Annotated in this window: 14 protein-coding genes and 1 tRNA gene; 10 read left to right on the top strand and 5 right to left on the bottom strand. The window is 63.1% G+C overall.

Annotation, left to right across the window (positions count from 1 at the left end):
• Positions 1-86 precede the first annotated feature (86 nt).
• Positions 87-917: a hypothetical protein gene (locus BRPE64_RS09375; RefSeq protein WP_016345851.1), complete on the top strand. Its 831-nt coding sequence runs from the start codon at positions 87-89 to the stop codon at positions 915-917.
• Positions 918-993: 76 nt separating this feature from the next.
• Positions 994-1,467 (top strand): DUF2214 family protein, encoded by a 474-nt coding sequence (locus BRPE64_RS09370; RefSeq protein WP_044041458.1) that lies wholly within the window; start codon positions 994-996, stop codon positions 1,465-1,467.
• Between the two features lie 101 nt (positions 1,468-1,568).
• On the opposite strand, the gene BRPE64_RS09365 is transcribed toward BRPE64_RS09370, so the two are convergent.
• The 4 genes from BRPE64_RS09365 to BRPE64_RS09350 all read right to left on the bottom strand — a co-directional run bounded on the left by BRPE64_RS09365 (position 1,569) and on the right by BRPE64_RS09350 (position 3,797).
• A tRNA-Val gene (locus BRPE64_RS09365) sits at positions 1,569-1,643 on the bottom strand.
• Positions 1,644-1,724: 81 nt separating this feature from the next.
• A complete protein-coding gene (gene dnaQ, locus BRPE64_RS09360; RefSeq protein WP_016345849.1) occupies positions 1,725-2,462 on the bottom strand; it encodes a DNA polymerase III subunit epsilon in 738 nt (245 codons plus the stop codon).
• 40 nt (positions 2,463-2,502) lie between these two features.
• Positions 2,503-2,964: a ribonuclease HI gene (gene rnhA, locus BRPE64_RS09355; RefSeq protein WP_016345848.1), complete on the bottom strand. Its 462-nt coding sequence runs from the start codon at positions 2,962-2,964 to the stop codon at positions 2,503-2,505.
• A complete protein-coding gene (locus BRPE64_RS09350) occupies positions 2,964-3,797 on the bottom strand; it encodes a class I SAM-dependent methyltransferase (RefSeq protein ID WP_044041457.1) in 834 nt (277 codons plus the stop codon). Before BRPE64_RS09350 ends, rnhA begins: the two co-directional genes overlap by 1 nt.
• An 18-nt stretch (positions 3,798-3,815) precedes the next feature.
• Here BRPE64_RS09350 and gloB point away from each other — a divergent pair, with 18 nt between their 5' ends.
• The 7 genes from gloB to BRPE64_RS09315 all read left to right on the top strand — a co-directional run bounded on the left by gloB (position 3,816) and on the right by BRPE64_RS09315 (position 13,747).
• Entirely contained in the window at positions 3,816-4,658 is an 843-nt protein-coding gene (gloB, locus tag BRPE64_RS09345; protein ID WP_016345846.1) for a hydroxyacylglutathione hydrolase, read from the top strand.
• A gap of 160 nt (positions 4,659-4,818) precedes the next feature.
• Complete coding sequence (locus tag BRPE64_RS09340) at positions 4,819-6,462, top strand: transglycosylase SLT domain-containing protein (protein ID WP_044041455.1); 1,644 nt, start codon at positions 4,819-4,821, stop codon at positions 6,460-6,462.
• Between the two features lie 115 nt (positions 6,463-6,577).
• Positions 6,578-7,828 carry an MFS transporter gene (locus BRPE64_RS09335; RefSeq protein ID WP_016345844.1) on the top strand — a complete coding sequence of 417 codons (1,251 nt, stop codon included), beginning with the start codon at positions 6,578-6,580 and terminating at the stop codon, positions 7,826-7,828.
• Positions 7,829-8,199: 371 nt separating this feature from the next.
• Positions 8,200-9,342, top strand: a complete 1,143-nt coding sequence (gene carA, locus BRPE64_RS09330; RefSeq protein WP_016345843.1) for a glutamine-hydrolyzing carbamoyl-phosphate synthase small subunit — start codon at positions 8,200-8,202, stop codon at positions 9,340-9,342.
• Between the two features lie 43 nt (positions 9,343-9,385).
• Complete coding sequence (gene carB, locus BRPE64_RS09325; protein WP_016345842.1) at positions 9,386-12,640, top strand: carbamoyl-phosphate synthase large subunit; 3,255 nt, start codon at positions 9,386-9,388, stop codon at positions 12,638-12,640.
• Positions 12,641-12,755: 115 nt separating this feature from the next.
• Positions 12,756-13,232: a transcription elongation factor GreA gene (gene greA, locus BRPE64_RS09320; protein WP_016345841.1), complete on the top strand. Its 477-nt coding sequence runs from the start codon at positions 12,756-12,758 to the stop codon at positions 13,230-13,232.
• Positions 13,232-13,747, top strand: coding sequence for a DUF4149 domain-containing protein (locus BRPE64_RS09315; protein ID WP_016345840.1), 516 nt, complete (start codon positions 13,232-13,234; stop codon positions 13,745-13,747). Before greA ends, BRPE64_RS09315 begins: the two co-directional genes overlap by 1 nt.
• Positions 13,748-13,804: 57 nt before the next feature.
• Here BRPE64_RS09315 and BRPE64_RS09310 read toward each other — a convergent pair whose 3' ends face one another.
• Positions 13,805-14,344, bottom strand: a complete 540-nt coding sequence (locus tag BRPE64_RS09310; protein WP_044041453.1) for a YhbY family RNA-binding protein — start codon at positions 14,342-14,344, stop codon at positions 13,805-13,807.
• 297 nt (positions 14,345-14,641) lie between these two features.
• On the opposite strand from BRPE64_RS09310, the gene BRPE64_RS09305 reads away from it, so the two are divergent.
• Positions 14,642-15,304, top strand: a complete 663-nt coding sequence (locus tag BRPE64_RS09305) for an RlmE family RNA methyltransferase (RefSeq protein WP_044041452.1) — start codon at positions 14,642-14,644, stop codon at positions 15,302-15,304.
• Positions 15,305-15,392 lie beyond the last annotated feature (88 nt).

Below are 15,392 nucleotides of genomic sequence, written 5' to 3'. Positions count from 1 at the left end.
CTCTGACGACATCCGTATTCTCCCTATAATGACCGGGCTTCGCTGTGAGCGGAGCGGCATGCATCGTAAGTGGATAGGAGTTTCTTTTGGCGAGACCCAAGCAAATCAGCGCGATTCCGGCCCCCGGCGCCGGCACCGTGTTCGCATTGCGGGCCATCGGGCTGGTGCTCGCGGCGCGGTGGGCGTTCTCGATGTCGCAGATGGGCTATCTGTCCTCGCTGCGCGCGATGACGTCGTCGCCGTGGGCGTGTCTGAACGTCGTGCTGATCTTTTTGCTGATCGTGCTGCCGGGCGCGAAGGCGCGCGTCGAGCGTCCGCTGCATCCGCTGCCGCAATGGCTGCGGCAGGCGTTGCGCTTTCTCGCGCTGTTCGCTTTCGGTTTCGCGATGTTTTCCGTCGGCGCGTTCGTCTGGAGTTCCGGCTGGCGGCCCTTCGTGCACGCGCTCGCCGAGACCAACGGCTGGCTGCTGGTCGGCCCGGCGCTGTATGCGGTCGTCATGTGGATTTGCCGGCCGCGTGCGCTCTGGCGTACCAATGTCGCGGCGCGGCGGTTTTCGATCGGCCGCTATGCGATCTCGCTCGATCCCGTCACGCGCACCGCGGTCGTCTGGGCCGAAAGCCGCAAGCTCGGTCAATACGATGCGCGCGAACTGTCGATGAAATGGCCCACGCCGCCGGAGAGCGCCGCGCCGTCGACTCACATGCTCGCGCCCGCCATGGAGCCGGCCGCGCCGTCCGTGCGCGCAAGCGGCGAGGTCCGGCGCGGCATCTTCGCGCGCGCTCCGAAGGTCGAATTGTTGTGGGATTCTCCGGCCGCCGCGGGGCACAATCGCAAGACGGTGTTTCGCGCGCCGCTCGCAAACGAGAGCGATCGCAACGCCGCTCGCGCGCTCGACACGACACTGCGTCAGATCTGACGCACGCGCTGTTTTCATTCGCGGCCGCCGGGCTGTCCTGGCCCTACACGTCTTTCTTGTCGCTCCGGGGGAAAGGATGCTGATACGTTGGTTGCTGGCCGCGCTTCATCTACTCGCTTTCGGTTTCGCGCTCGGCTCGGTGCTGGCGCGCGCGCGTGCGTTGCGCCGGCTGGACGCCACGCAGTCGATTCAGGCGAACGAGCTGCGCCTGCGCGACGTGTTCCGCTCCGATTCGGTCTGGGGCATCACCGCGATCGTGCTGATCGTGACGGGCGTGACGCGCGCGTTCGGCGGCTTCGAAAAGGGCGGCGCGTACTATCTGCACGAACCGTTGTTTCATCTGAAGATGACGGCGCTCGTCGTGATTCTGCTGATCGAAGTGTCGCCGATGCTCGCGCTGATCCGATGGCGCATCGCGCTTGCGCAGGGCGGGGCGATCGATCTCACGCGGGCGCGCCGCTTCGCGTGGATGAGCGATCTCGAAGCAGGACTCGTGATAGTGATGGTGATCGCCGCAAGCGGAATGGCGCGGGGCGTGTGGGCTTCGTAGGCGATTGCGCGCAGACTTGCAGCGCAAAATGAAAAAGGCCCGGGTCGTGAGACTCGGGCCTTTTGATCTTCGGTGACTTGGTGTTACCAGCACCAGAATTCTGGTGGGTAGTACTGGGATCGAACCAGTGACCCCTGCCGTGTGAAGGCAGTGCTCTACCGCTGAGCTAACCACCCGAAGAGAGACGAGATTATGTCAGGCGTTTCGCGTTTCGTAAAGAGCTTCATAACGCAAATTTGCAAAATTCATGCGGGGACTCATGCGGGCACTGGCTCGCCTTCGGCTGGCGCCGGTTCTGTGCGCCACACGCTCGTTCCCTTGAGCGCGCGATCGAGATCGTTGAGCACTGCTTCGTGCGCCGAGCGTTCGTCTGCGCTTGCGGCGATCACCGGCAGATCGAGGTCGTCGAAGGCGGCGCGCGGCGTGGCCGTTGCCCCTTCGGTGGGCTGATCGCCGAGCATGTCGATGACGAGGCTTTCCTGGCCGCGCGTCATCGCGAGATAGACTTCAGCGAGCAACTCCGAGTCGAGCAACGCGCCGTGCAGCGTGCGATGCGCGTTGCTGATGCCGAAGCGATCGCACAAGGCATCGAGCGAATTGCGCTTGCCGGGGAACATCTGCTTGGCCTGCGCGAGCGAGTCGATCACGCCGCCGCACACTTCCTTCACCTTCGGCAAGCCGAGCAGCGAGAACTCCATGTCGAGAAAGCCGACGTCGAAGGGCGCGTTATGGATGATCAACTCAGCCCCCGCGATGAAATCGCGCAGTTGTGCAGCGACCTCCGCGAACGTGGGTTTGTCGCTCAGAAACTCGGTGGTGAGTCCGTGCACTGCGAGCGCGCCGGGATCGCTGTCGCGTTCCGGGTTCACATAGATATGCAGGTTGTTGCCGGTAAGCCGGCGATTGATCAGCTCGACGCAGCCGATTTCGATGATCCGGTCGCCCGTCTTCGCGTTTAGGCCGGTGGTTTCAGTGTCCAGTATCAGTTGGCGCATGTGATTTCTTGAGTCTGTGCTGCGATTTAACGATCAACGATCAACTATCGGCGAGCGAGGTCACGCCGCGATTGGCGAGCGCATCGGCGCGTTCGTTTTCCGGGTGGCCCGAGTGGCCCTTGACCCAGCGCCATTCGACCTGATGCCGCGACACGAGATCGTCGAGGCGTTTCCACAGGTCGGCGTTCTTGACGGGCGTCTTCGCGGCCGTCATCCAGTTTTTCTTCTTCCAGCCGTGGATCCATTCGCTGATGCCTTTCTGCACATATTGCGAATCGGTGTGGATCACGGCGTGGCACGGGCGTTTCAACGCCTCGAGCGCCGAAATGACGGCCATCAGTTCCATGCGGTTGTTCGTGGTCGCGGCTTCCCCGCCGAACAGCTCCTTTTCCAGCGAGCCGAAACGCAGCAGGGCGCCCCAGCCGCCCGGACCGGGATTGCCTTTGCAGGCGCCGTCCGTATAGATGTCGATTATCTTGTTCGATGCGGATTCTTGAGTCATCAATGCTCGTTGCGGGTCTCGTTGCGCGTATGCGGAGCGGCGACTGGCGCGAGGCCAGGCGCGAGCGCGGTCTTTTTCAGCTTGCGGGGACCGATGAGGCGCATGCCGCGCACGCGCTTCACCGCCGTGATCATGTACGCCGCGCCGAAGATGGGCCACCAGCGGTCGCCGGCGGCTTCCATGAATTGATAGCGTTGCAGCCATTTATCCGTGACGAGCGGCGGACGATAGCAGCCGAAGCGCCCGCGCTCGAGGTCGAAGCCGAGCAGCTTGATCCAGTCCTTGATGCGCGTGAACGCGATCATCTCGTGCGCCGACGGCACGAACGGCCGTCCCGCCACTTTGCCGAGCGATTGCCGCGCGCCCCACAGGCTCAGCGAATTGAAGCCGAGAATGATCAGCTGACCCTCGGGCAACAATACGCGTTCGGCTTCGCGCAGCAGGCGGTGTGGATCGGGCGAGAATTCCAGCGTATGCGGCAGCACGAGCAGATCGACGCTCTGCGCCTCGAACGGCAGGTCGAGCAGGTCGCACCACACGGTGCTGCGGCCGTCCGGCGCGCTGGCGGCCGGCAGCGCGCTCACGCCCGGCATCAGCGCACGCGGCGGCGTGTAGGGCGCGCTCGACGCGCTTTCGGCGTCCAGCACAAGCGCGCGGCCGGTCATGCGATTCTCGCGCAGCGCGTCCAGTTGCGGCATGCCGAGCTGAAGCGCGTGATAGCCGAAGATGTCGGACACCACGTGATCGAGCTGCGCCTGTTCCCAGTCGAGCACGTAGCGTCCGGGCGCGGAGCTCGTCCAGGTGGGCCAGTCTATAATTGCTCGGTCAGACATGTTCGGGTTGCCGCATAGATGATCGCTATGGATTCGCTAACGAAGAATTCGCCTGCTCGGGACACGCTGGAATACGTGCCGGTTCCGGCGTTCGAAGACAACTACATCTGGCTCGTGTCGGACTCGCGCGATGCCGTCGTGGTCGACCCGGGCGACGCCGCGCCTGTCGAAGCCTATCTCGCGAAGCGTGGTTGGCGGCTGACCGCTATTTTACTCACGCACCATCATCACGACCATGTCGGCGGCGTGAAAGCACTGCTCGATAGCCGAACGGCAGAGGGTGGGATTCCCGTCTACGGCCCGGCTGGCGAGCGTATCGAGCATTTGACCGAGCGCGTGTCGGGCGGCGATACGGTGCGCATCGGCCATCCGGCAATGACGCTGTCCGTGATCGACGTGCCTGGCCATACGGCCGGTCACATCGCCTATTTTCAGGATTCTGGCCCGCACGGCGCGCCGCATCTCTTTTGCGGCGACACCCTGTTCGCGAGCGGCTGCGGCCGTCTATTCGAAGGCACGCCGCAACAAATGCTCAGTTCGCTCGACGCGCTCGCAGCCTTGCCCGAGAACACGCAGGTTCATTGCGCGCACGAATACACGCTCTCGAACATCCGCTTTGCGCGCGCGTGCGAGCCGGACAACGCTGCCTTGCTGCGCTGGAGCGACGACGCGCAGGCCTTGCGCGCCGCCGGCAAGCCCACGCTGCCGACCACCATCGCGCATGAAAAAGCGGTGAATCCGTTTCTGCGCGCAGACGTTCCGGCCATTCAGGCGACGCTTTCATCGCAGTTCGGCACGCCGGTTTCTGACCGGCTGGAAGCGTTTCGGATGATGCGCGGCTGGAAGGATAAGTTCCGCTAACCGAAAATTTTTGGGGCCAACTTAATCCGATTCATTGAAAACGCTGTTAGATGACGGATTTTGCAGGGGTTTTACGTGCATTCTTATTGACGTCTTAAGTACGGTTCCGTACCATCGGCTGCAAATTCCAAACATATCTTTTGGAAGCCCGAGACGTTCCATGCGACTAACACTTAGTGCGCTGTCCGTCCTGATGCTAGCCGCATGCGCGAGCCAGGGACCCACAGCGTCCGATCCGACTTTACCCATCACTTCCACCGCCTCGCAGCAACAGCAGCAAAAGGTCGCAGACACCATTCGCCGCACTGCAGCAGCCAAGGAAACCATCAACGTCGACAAGACGCCCGTCACCTCATTGGTGGGCTCGGCCGACCTCTGGACGCGCATCCGCGCCGGCTACCAGATTCCCGATCTGCAGAGCGATCTCGTCGACATGCAGGTCAACTGGTACGCGCAGCGCCCGGATTACGTCGAGCGCATGACGACGCGTTCACAGAAATATCTGTATCACATCGTCGAGGAGCTGGAGCAGCGCCATATGCCGACCGAACTGGCGCTCCTGCCGTTCATCGAGTCGGCGTTCAATCCGCAGGCGCTGTCCGTCGCGAAGGCCGCGGGCATGTGGCAGTTCGTGCCGGGCACTGGGCGCGACTACAACCTCAAGCAGAACATGTGGCAGGACGAGCGCCGCGACGTGCTCGCCTCGACGAGCGCCGCGCTCGACTACCTCTCGCGCCTGCACGACATGTTCGGCGACTGGCATCTCGCGCTCGCTGCATACAACTGGGGCGAAGGCAACGTGCAGCGCGCGATCGCGCGCAACGAGGCGGCGGGGCTGCCGACCGACTACGAAAGCCTGCGCATGCCCAACGAGACGCGCAACTATGTGCCGAAGCTGCAGGCGGTGAAGAACATCATCGGCAACCCGCAGATGTACGGGCTCACGCTGCCGGAGATCCCGAACCACCCGTATTTCGTGACGGTCACCACCGCGCGCGATATCGACGTGACCATGGCCGCGAAGCTCGCCGGCATGAGCGTCGAGGAATTCCGCTCGCTGAATCCGTCGTTTGCGAAACCGGTGATTCTCGGCGCAACCAATCCGCAGATCTTGCTGCCGTTCGACAACGCCGCTTCGTTCCAGCGCAATCTGACGTCGTACACGGGCGCGCTGTCGTCGTGGACGACCTATACCGTTACGGAGCGCGCGCGGCCGGCTGCGATCGCCGAGAAAATCGGTGTCGACGCGGACACGCTGATGTCGGTCAACCGCATTCCGGCGGGCATGCGTCTGAAGCCGGGCTCGACCATCGTCGTGCCGCGTACGGATGACGACGACGAAGACATCAGCGCGGACGTCGCCGCCAACGCGATGCTCGCCGTCGAGCGCGACGTGCCCGACACGCGCCGCCTCGTGATTCGCGTGCGCCGCAAGCAGTCCGTCACGACGCTCGCAGACCGCTATAACTTGTCGGTGGCGCAGGTGCGTTCGTGGAACCGCACGCGCGGCGACATGTTCATGCCGGGGCAGGTGGTCGTGCTGCACGTGCCGTACGGTCGTGCGGTGCCGGCTGAACCGGGTCCGGTGCGGGTGGAAACGGTGTCGGCGTCGAGCCGCTCGTCGGGCGGCGTGTCGAGGATCGGCACGCACGTGCCGGAGTCGAAGTCGTCGCACGGCGGCAAGGCCTCGGCGCATGCATCGGGGAAAGTCACGAAGGTGTCGGCCTCCCACGCCGGCAAGTCTGCCGCAGCGCCCAGGACTGCGGCGCCGGCAGCCGCCAAGAAGTCCAGCAAGAAGAAATAGGGCGAAGGCGTTTCGCCGCAGCGTTATCCCGCGCCGTCACCAAGGTGACGGCGTTTTCATCTGGCGACCCCGTTAAACTGGCGTTCCAGAAGCATCGAAGAAGCGTCCGTCCCGCATGCCGTCCTCCGTTCGTCTCCGCGTCTTTTTCCTGTTCGCCGCCGGTTACTTCGTCTCGTACGTCTTTCGCGGCGTCAATCTCGGCTTCGCGCCGCTCATCACGCACGATCTCGGTTTGTCCGCGGCGGATCTCGGTCTGCTGACGTCGCTGTATTTCATCGGCTTTGCCGTCGCGCAGATTCCGGTGGGCGTGTTGCTCGATCACTTCGGCCCCCGACGCGTGACCGCCGGCATGCTGATTTTCGCGGCGGCAGGCATCTGGACCTTCGGTGCATCGCGTGGACTCGCGGGGCTGATGATCGGGCGGCTGCTCATCGGCGTGGGTGTGTCCGTGTGCCTGAGCGCGGCCTTCAAGGCATCGGCGCAGCATTTCGCGCTCGCGCGCCTGCCGCTCGTCAATGGTTTCACGATGGCCGTCGGTGGCCTGGGCGGCGTCGTGGTGGGTTCGCCGCTGGCGTCGCTGCTGCATGTGGCGACCTGGCGTCAGGTCTGCGCCGGCCTCGGCGTGTTCACGCTCGTCATCGCGGCGGCCATCGTCCTGTTCGCGCCTGCCAAGGCCGAGACCGACGCGCACCGGCGCGCGGACATCGCCTCACAGTTCCGGGGCACCTGGCACATTTTGAAGAGCGGCGTGTTCTGGAAGATCGCGTCGTTTTCGGTCGTGTCGCAGGGCGTTTTCTTCGCGATGCAGTCGCTCTGGATTCGGCCCTTTTTGCTCGACGTGATGGGGCTCGCGCCCGCGCACGCGGCGGCGCTCGTCTCGGTACTCGGCTTCGCGATGATGTTCGGCTGTATCGTCTTCGGCTCGGCGGCACGCGGCATGGAGCGGCGAGGGGTGTCGGTGTACGCGTTTTGCGGCGCCGGCATGGTGCTTTTCGTGGCAACCCAGGCGCTGATGGTGTTACGCGTGCCGTTACCGCCGTCCGTGCTGCTCGCGGCGTACGGCGTCTTCGGCGGCACGGGCATTCTGAGCTACGCGGTCGCCGCCGAATATTTCCCGCCGCACATGATCGGGCGCGCGCACACCACGCTCACGCTCGTGATTTTTCTGTTGATTTTCGGCTTCCAGGTCGGCGTCGGCGCGATGCTTTCGCTTTGGCCGTCGGAGGGCGGGCGCTATCCGGTCGCGGCGCATCTGACCGTGTGGTTCGGGCTGATCGCGTTGCAGGCGGCAAGCGCAATCTGGTACTTCTTGCCGAGCCGCGCGCTGCACAAGCGCGACCCCGAAGCGGAGCGCGCGGCGTCCTAATTGCCCTCTGAAAACAGGCGCAATGGGCGAAGGCCGAGCGGGTCGGCAGCAAGCGGCGATTTCCCAAATCTGGCGAATACGGCGTTTTCGCGCTATAATTCGAAGGTTTGAGCATTTCAACCCGCACCCTAGCGCCTACCTCCCATTCACCGTCGTTCGCTGCGCCAGCCAGCGCGCGCCGCATGCCGTCATCGCTCGTTCAGATACCCCGTTTGCCACGCGCAAGCGAGCCGGTCCGAAGCGCGAGACGCGCCCCGCGAGCCGCCGCCGTCACTGCGCGAAGGAAACCCGCGTTCTTACGGGCGACGGGAAGCCAAGCCTGAATTTCGGACAGACAGGTCGGTAACAGGGTGTCCCCCAAGGAGCTTCCCGTGTTGCCGTCATTTTCCCCCGCACTACTCGCACTTGCCGACGGCACGGTCTTTCGTGGTCAATCGATCGGCGCGCCCGGTTCGACAATCGGCGAAGTGGTGTTCAACACCGCCATCACCGGCTATCAGGAAATCCTGACGGATCCGAGCTATGCCCGCCAGATCGTCACGCTGACCTATCCGCATATCGGCAACGTCGGCGTGAACGCCGAAGACGTCGAAGCCACCAAAGTCCATGCCGCCGGTCTCATCATCCGCGACCTGCCGGTGCTCGCATCCAATTTCCGTTCCGAGCAGTCGCTCTCCGATTATCTGAAGGCGCAAGGCGTCGTCGCGATCGCGGGCATCGACACGCGCAAGCTCACGCGCATTTTGCGCGAGAAGGGCGCGCAGAACGGCTGCATTCTCGCCGGCACCGACGACGAGTCGAAGGCGCTCGGCCTCGCGCGCTCGTTCCCGGGCCTCGCGGGCATGGACCTCGCGAAGGTCGTGTCGACCGAGAAAACCTACGAGTGGACGCAGACCGAATGGCGTCTTGGCAGCGGCTACGGCCGTCAGGAGGCGCCGAAGTTCCGCGTGGTCGCGTTCGACTACGGCGTCAAGTACAACATCCTGCGCATGCTGGCCGAGCGCGGCTGCCACGTCACCGTGCTGCCCGCGCAGGCAACCGCCGCGGACGCGCTTGCGCTCAATCCGGACGGCATCTTCCTGTCGAACGGCCCGGGCGATCCGGAACCGTGCGACTACGCCATTGCAGCGACACGTGAGTTCATCGCGCGCGGCATTCCGACCTTCGGCATCTGCCTCGGTCATCAGATCATGGGCCTCGCCGTCGGCGCGAAGACCATGAAGATGAAGACCGGCCACCACGGCGCGAACCATCCGGTGAAGGACATGGAAGACGGCCGCGTGGTGATCACGTCGCAGAACCACGGCTTCGCGGTCGATGCGTCCACGCTGCCCGCCAACGCGAAGGTCACGCACGTCTCGCTGTTCGACGGCACGCTGCAGGGCTTCGCGCTGACCGACAAGCCGGCGTTCTGCTTCCAGGGCCACCCGGAAGCGTCGCCCGGCCCGCACGACATCGCGTATCTGTTCGACCGCTTCATCAAGCTGATGGAGACGCAGAAGGTCGCCGCTTAAAAGCACAGAACAGATCACCGCACAATATTCATCGAGAGCAGTTATGCCGAAGCGCACAGACATCAAAAGCATCCTCATCATCGGCGCGGGTCCGATCATCATCGGTCAGGCGTGCGAGTTCGATTATTCGGGCGCGCAAGCATGCAAGGCGCTGCGTGAGGAAGGCTACAAGGTCATCCTCGTCAACAGCAATCCGGCGACGATCATGACCGACCCGAATACGGCCGACGTCACCTACATCGAGCCGATTTCGTGGGAAGTGGTCGAGCGCATCATCGCCAAAGAGCGGCCCGATGCGATCCTGCCGACCATGGGCGGACAGACCGCGCTCAATTGCGCGCTCGACCTGTTCCATCACGGCGTGCTGGAAAAGTACAACGTCGAGCTGATCGGTGCGTCGCCGGAAGCGATCGACAAGGCGGAAGACCGCCAGAAGTTCAAGGACGCGATGACCAAGATCGGCCTCGGTTCGGCCAAGTCGGGCATCGCGCATTCGATGGAAGAAGCGCTCGCCGTGCAGGCGCAGATCGCGGAAGCCACCGGCAGCGGCGGCTATCCGACCGTGATTCGTCCGTCGTTCACGCTGGGCGGCTCGGGCGGCGGCATCGCGTACAACAAGGAAGAGTTCGAAGAAATTTGCCGTCGCGGTCTCGATCTGTCGCCTACGCGCGAATTGCTGATCGAAGAATCGCTGCTCGGCTGGAAAGAGTACGAGATGGAAGTGGTCCGCGACAAAAAGGACAACTGCATTATCGTGTGCTCGATCGAGAACCTCGACCCGATGGGCGTGCACACCGGCGACTCCATCACCGTCGCGCCCGCGCAGACGCTCACCGACAAGGAATATCAGGTGCTGCGTAACGCGTCGCTCGCGGTGCTGCGCGAAATCGGCGTCGATACGGGCGGCTCGAACGTGCAGTTCGCGATCAATCCGAATGACGGCCGCATGGTCGTGATCGAGATGAACCCGCGCGTGTCGCGTTCGTCCGCGCTGGCCTCGAAGGCGACGGGCTTCCCAATCGCGAAGGTCGCCGCGAAGCTCGCCTGCGGCTACACGCTCGACGAACTGAAGAACGAAATCACCGGCGGCCAGACGCCTGCATCGTTCGAACCGACTATCGACTATGTCGTGACAAAGGTGCCGCGTTTCGCGTTCGAGAAATTCCGCGAAGCCGATTCGCGCCTGACCACGCAGATGAAGTCCGTCGGCGAAGTCATGGCCATGGGCCGCACGTTCCAGGAATCGTTCCAGAAGGCGTTGCGCGGTCTGGAAGTCGGCGTCGACGGTCTCGACGAAAAGACCACGAGCCGCGACGAAGTGATCCGCGAGATCGGCGAGCCGGGCCCGGACCGCATCTGGTATCTGGGCGACGCGTTCCGTCTCGGCCTCACGATGCAGGAGATCTTCGAGGAAACGTCGATCGATCCTTGGTTCCTCGCGCAGATCGAGCAGATCATCCTGAAGGAAAAGGCGCTGGAAGGCCGCACGCTCGAAAGCCTGACGCGCGACGAACTGCTGTATCTGAAGAAGAGCGGTTTCTCGGATCGGCGTCTCGCGAAGCTCACCGGTTCGAAGCAGGACGACGTGCGCAAGAAGCGCCACGCACTGAAGGTGCGTCCGGTCTACAAGCGCGTCGACACGTGTGCGGCCGAGTTCGCCACGAAGACCGCCTACATGTACTCGACGTATGAAGAAGAGTGCGAAGCAAACCCGACGGACAAGAAGAAGATCATGGTGCTGGGCGGCGGTCCGAACCGGATCGGGCAGGGCATCGAGTTCGACTATTGCTGCGTGCATGCTGCGCTCGCCATGCGCGAGGACGGCTATGAAACCATCATGGTCAACTGCAACCCGGAAACCGTTTCGACCGACTACGACACATCGGATCGTCTGTACTTCGAATCGCTGACGCTCGAAGACGTGCTCGAAATCGTCGATCTGGAAAAGCCGGTCGGCGTGATCGTGCAATACGGCGGTCAGACGCCGCTCAAGCTCGCGCTCGATCTCGAGGCGAACGGTGTGCCGATCATCGGTACATCGCCGGACATGATCGATGCCGCCGAAGACCGCGAGCGCTTCCAGAAACTGCTGCAGGACCTCGACCTGCGTCAGCCGCCGAATCGCACCGCGCGCGCGGAAGACGAAGCGTTGAAGCTCGCCGAAGAAATCGGTTATCCGCTGGTCGTGCGTCCTTCGTACGTGCTCGGTGGCCGCGCGATGGAAATCGTCCACGAGCCGCGCGATCTCGAACGCTATATGCGCGAGGCCGTGAAGGTGTCGAACGATTCGCCTGTGCTGCTCGACCGCTTCCTGAACGATGCAATCGAATGCGATGTCGACTGCATCTCCGATGGCGACGACGTGTTCATCGGCGGCGTGATGGAGCACATCGAACAGGCGGGCGTGCACTCGGGCGATTCGGCGTGCTCGCTGCCGCCGTACTCGCTGTCGCAGGAAACGGTGGATGAACTCAAGCGTCAAACCGCCGCAATGGCGAAGGCGCTGAACGTGATCGGCCTGATGAACGTGCAGTTTGCGATCCAGCAAGTCCCGCAGGAAGATGGCTCGAAGAAAGACGTCATCTACGTGCTGGAAGTGAACCCGCGCGCATCGCGCACAGTGCCGTATGTGTCGAAGGCAACCGGCCTGCCGCTCGCGAAGATCGCCGCCCGCGCCATGGTCGGTCAGAAGCTCAAGGCACAAGGCGTCACGAAGGAAGTGATTCCGCCTTACTTCAGCGTGAAGGAAGCGGTGTTCCCGTTCGTCAAGTTCCCGGCGGTCGATCCGGTTCTTGGGCCGGAAATGCGCTCGACCGGCGAAGTGATGGGCGTAGGTCGCACGTTCGGCGAGGCGCTGTTCAAGTCGCAACTCGCGGCGGGCTCGCGTCTGCCGGAGTCGGGCACGGTGCTGTTGACGGTGATGGACGCCGACAAGCCGAAGGCCGTCGAAGTCGCGCAGATGCTGCACGAACTCGGCTATCCGATCGTCGCGACCAAGGGCACCGCCGCGGCCATTTCGGCGGCGGGTGTGCCCGTCAAGGTCGTGAACAAGGTGAAGGACGGCCGTCCGCACATCGTCGACATGATCAAGAACGGCGAGATCGCGCTGGTCTTCACGACCGTCGACGAAACGCGCGCGGCGATCGCGGATTCGCGTTCCATTCGCATGAGCGCGCAGGCCAACAAGGTCACGTACTATACGACCATGTCGGGTGCGCGGGCGGCGGTCGAAGGCCTGCGTTATCTGCGCGATTTGGAAGTCTACGATTTACAAGGCCTGCATGCTCGCCTAAACTAAGGCTTCGATTACCGGTCTAAGCATCACGAGCCGCGGTTAAGCGGCGTCTCCTTTTGTCGGGAGATGCGCTTAACCGCGGTAATTTTTTTGACGAGTTTAGTTTTTTGGGTTGTCTATGAGCACGATTCCCTTGACGAAGCGCGGCGCGGAGTTGCTGCGCGACGAATTGCAACGCCTGAAGGCTGTCGAGCGTCCCGCTGTCATCAATGCGATCGCGGAAGCGCGCGCGCAGGGCGATCTGTCCGAAAACGCGGAATATGATGCCGCAAAGGAAAAGCAGGGTTTCATCGAGGGCCGCATCGCCGAACTCGAGTCGAAGCTGGCGGCCGCGCAAGTGATCGATCCCACGCAGGTCGAAGCCGAAGGCCGCGTCGTGTTCGGCGCGACGGTCGAACTGGAAGACCTCGAATCGGGCGACACGGTCACGTATCAGATCGTCGGCGATGACGAAGCGGACCTCGACCACGGCCTCATCTCGGTCAGCTCGCCGATCGCGCGCGCGCTGATCTCGAAGACGGAAGGCGACGTCGCGTCGGTGCAGGCGCCGAGCGGCGCGCGCGAGTACGAAATCATCGCCGTGCGCTACGTCTGATGGAGCACCGCGCCTTTCGTCTCATTTCCATGATTTGGGTCGGCAGCCTGCTGACTCTCGGCCTCGTTGCCGCGCCGGTCCTGTTCTCGATGCTAGATCGCACCTCGGCCGGATCGGTTGCGGCGCAGCTTTTCAGGATCGAGGCGATCATAGGCGTGGTGTGTGCGCTCGTGCTCATCGTGATTGGCAATCGCTTCGTGAAAAGCGGCATTGCCGATTACAAGCGCGTGCGATGGATCGCCGCAGTGATGTTGCTGTGCGTGCTGCTCGGCTACTTCGCGCTGCAGCCGTTCATGAACTCGCTGCGCATGGCCGCGCAGGAAGCCGGCACCGAACTCGCGAACTCGCCCTATGCGCGGCAGTTCGGCATTCTGCATGGCGTGTCGAGCGCGATCTATCTGATCGAATGCCTGTTCGGACTGGCGCTCATCTGGCGTTTGCCGGGCGCTGCGCCCGTGGCGATCGTGCCGAAGAACAAGTCGGCCAAGATGGCGGCCAAACGCGCGCGCCGATAAATTCTTTTTAAGTTGCGGTGGCGCGTGCGCTCTTCGAAAAGTGCACGCGCCGCCGGTTCATTTCACCGCCTGATGCTGGCGCTTCGAGCCGGTCTGCCGCTTTTTCGCGCGCTTGACATTGCCGCCGGCCGTCACGCGTTCGTTGCCCAGCACCTTCAGCGTCTGCTTTCTCGGCTTCTTGACGGCAGGCGCGTCGCGCGTGATCTTCACTGCCTTGACGATGCGCGGCGCGCGTCCTTTGGCCGGACGCTCGGCGGCTTCGCCCGCGCTCGGCGGCATCGTGCTGCGCGTGCGGCTGCTGGCGCGGCTTTTCGGCGCGGCGCCTTCGGGCCTCCAGATCACCAGCAGCTTGCCGATATGCTGGATAGGCGCGGCGTTCAGGCGATCGCAGATTTCGTCGTAGATGCCGACGCGCGTCTCGCGTTCATCGCCGAACACGCGAATCTTGATGAGCTGATGCGCCTCGAGGTGGACGCCGATCTCCTTGAGCACGGCATCGGTCAGACCCTCCGCGCCGACGAGCACGACGGGCTTGAGGGCATGGGCCTGGGAGCGCAGATCGGCGCGCTCGGCGGGGGAGAGTGTGAGAGCTGGCATGAGAAGTTAGGGACTCGACTAAAATGTGGGCGGCTGCAGGTGCTACACGATTTGGCCCGGCAAATGGCACGAGCCGGATGTACGTTGCATCGGTTCGCCGCTTTCGCGAACCCGGCGCGCGGAAATGCGCTGCCGTCCACCATAAAACAAAATAGGCCGGATGCGGAGTTTCGGTGCGCGCAAGCGCCCGAAGACCGGTCCGGCCGACAAGACGCGTATTATCCGCTAAAAGCATCGCGCGATGCAGCAAAATACGCACCGGGCGCGCAGGCCGCGCGCCGAACCCGTTCAGTTTCGATGGCAAAAAACCGTTTCAGTCATTCGTGGTTGCACGACCACATCAACGATCCCTACGTCAAGATGGCGCAGCGCGAGGGTTATCGCGCGCGCGCCGCATACAAGCTCAAGGAGATCGACGAGCAGGATAAGCTCATTAAGCCGGGACAAGTGATCGTCGATCTCGGTTCGACGCCCGGCAGCTGGAGTCAGTACGCACGCAACAAGCTGGCGCAGAGCCAGAAGCGCGATGCGCAGCGCGAGGGCGGCATCGACGGCACGATCATCGCGCTGGATATTCTGCCGATGGAACCGATCGCGGACGTCACGTTCATTCAGGGCGACTTCCGCGAGGACGACGTGCTCGCGAAACTCGATGAAATCGTCGGCGACCGGCAAGTGGACCTTGTAATCTCGGACATGGCCCCCAACCTCTCTGGGGTGGCGAGCGCGGATGCGGCTCGGATCGAGCATCTCTGCGATCTGGCGCTGGAGTTCGCTCAAAACCATCTGAAACCGGACGGTGCGCTGCTGGTCAAATGTTTTCATGGCAGCGGGTACAGCCAGATCGTCGAGAAGTTCAAACAGCAGTTCAAGGTGGTGGCGCCGCGCAAGCCCAAGGCGTCTCGCGACAAATCGTCGGAGACATTTATCCTCGGGCGCCGGCTCAAGCATCCGGGTTGATGCACCTGCCTGAATTAAATCGGCGTAATTCGGCGATATTTTCGCCGATTATGCCGAGAATGCCGTGACTACCGCTATATGTACGGTA

Source organism: Caballeronia insecticola, assembly GCF_000402035.1.
GTDB classification, from domain to species: Bacteria; Pseudomonadota; Gammaproteobacteria; order Burkholderiales; family Burkholderiaceae; genus Caballeronia; species Caballeronia insecticola.
The sequence above is the reverse complement of the archived record's forward strand: the minus strand, read 5'-3'. Positions and strand labels throughout refer to the sequence as shown.

Coding starts and splice junctions, on each gene's coding strand:
- gloB (WP_016345846.1), top strand. CDS start 3,816: ATGATCGCTATGGATTCGCTAACGAAGAATTCGCCTGCTCGGGACACG.
- BRPE64_RS09340 (WP_044041455.1), top strand. CDS start 4,819: ATGCGACTAACACTTAGTGCGCTGTCCGTCCTGATGCTAGCCGCATGC.
- BRPE64_RS09335 (WP_016345844.1), top strand. CDS start 6,578: ATGCCGTCCTCCGTTCGTCTCCGCGTCTTTTTCCTGTTCGCCGCCGGT.
- BRPE64_RS09305 (WP_044041452.1), top strand. CDS start 14,642: ATGGCAAAAAACCGTTTCAGTCATTCGTGGTTGCACGACCACATCAAC.
- BRPE64_RS09350 (WP_044041457.1), bottom strand. CDS start 3,797: ATGTCTGACCGAGCAATTATAGACTGGCCCACCTGGACGAGCTCCGCG.
- BRPE64_RS09310 (WP_044041453.1), bottom strand. CDS start 14,344: ATGCCAGCTCTCACACTCTCCCCCGCCGAGCGCGCCGATCTGCGCTCC.
- greA (WP_016345841.1), top strand. CDS start 12,756: ATGAGCACGATTCCCTTGACGAAGCGCGGCGCGGAGTTGCTGCGCGAC.
- BRPE64_RS09370 (WP_044041458.1), top strand. CDS start 994: ATGCTGATACGTTGGTTGCTGGCCGCGCTTCATCTACTCGCTTTCGGT.
- carB (WP_016345842.1), top strand. CDS start 9,386: ATGCCGAAGCGCACAGACATCAAAAGCATCCTCATCATCGGCGCGGGT.
- rnhA (WP_016345848.1), bottom strand. CDS start 2,964: ATGACTCAAGAATCCGCATCGAACAAGATAATCGACATCTATACGGAC.
- dnaQ (WP_016345849.1), bottom strand. CDS start 2,462: ATGCGCCAACTGATACTGGACACTGAAACCACCGGCCTAAACGCGAAG.
- BRPE64_RS09315 (WP_016345840.1), top strand. CDS start 13,232: ATGGAGCACCGCGCCTTTCGTCTCATTTCCATGATTTGGGTCGGCAGC.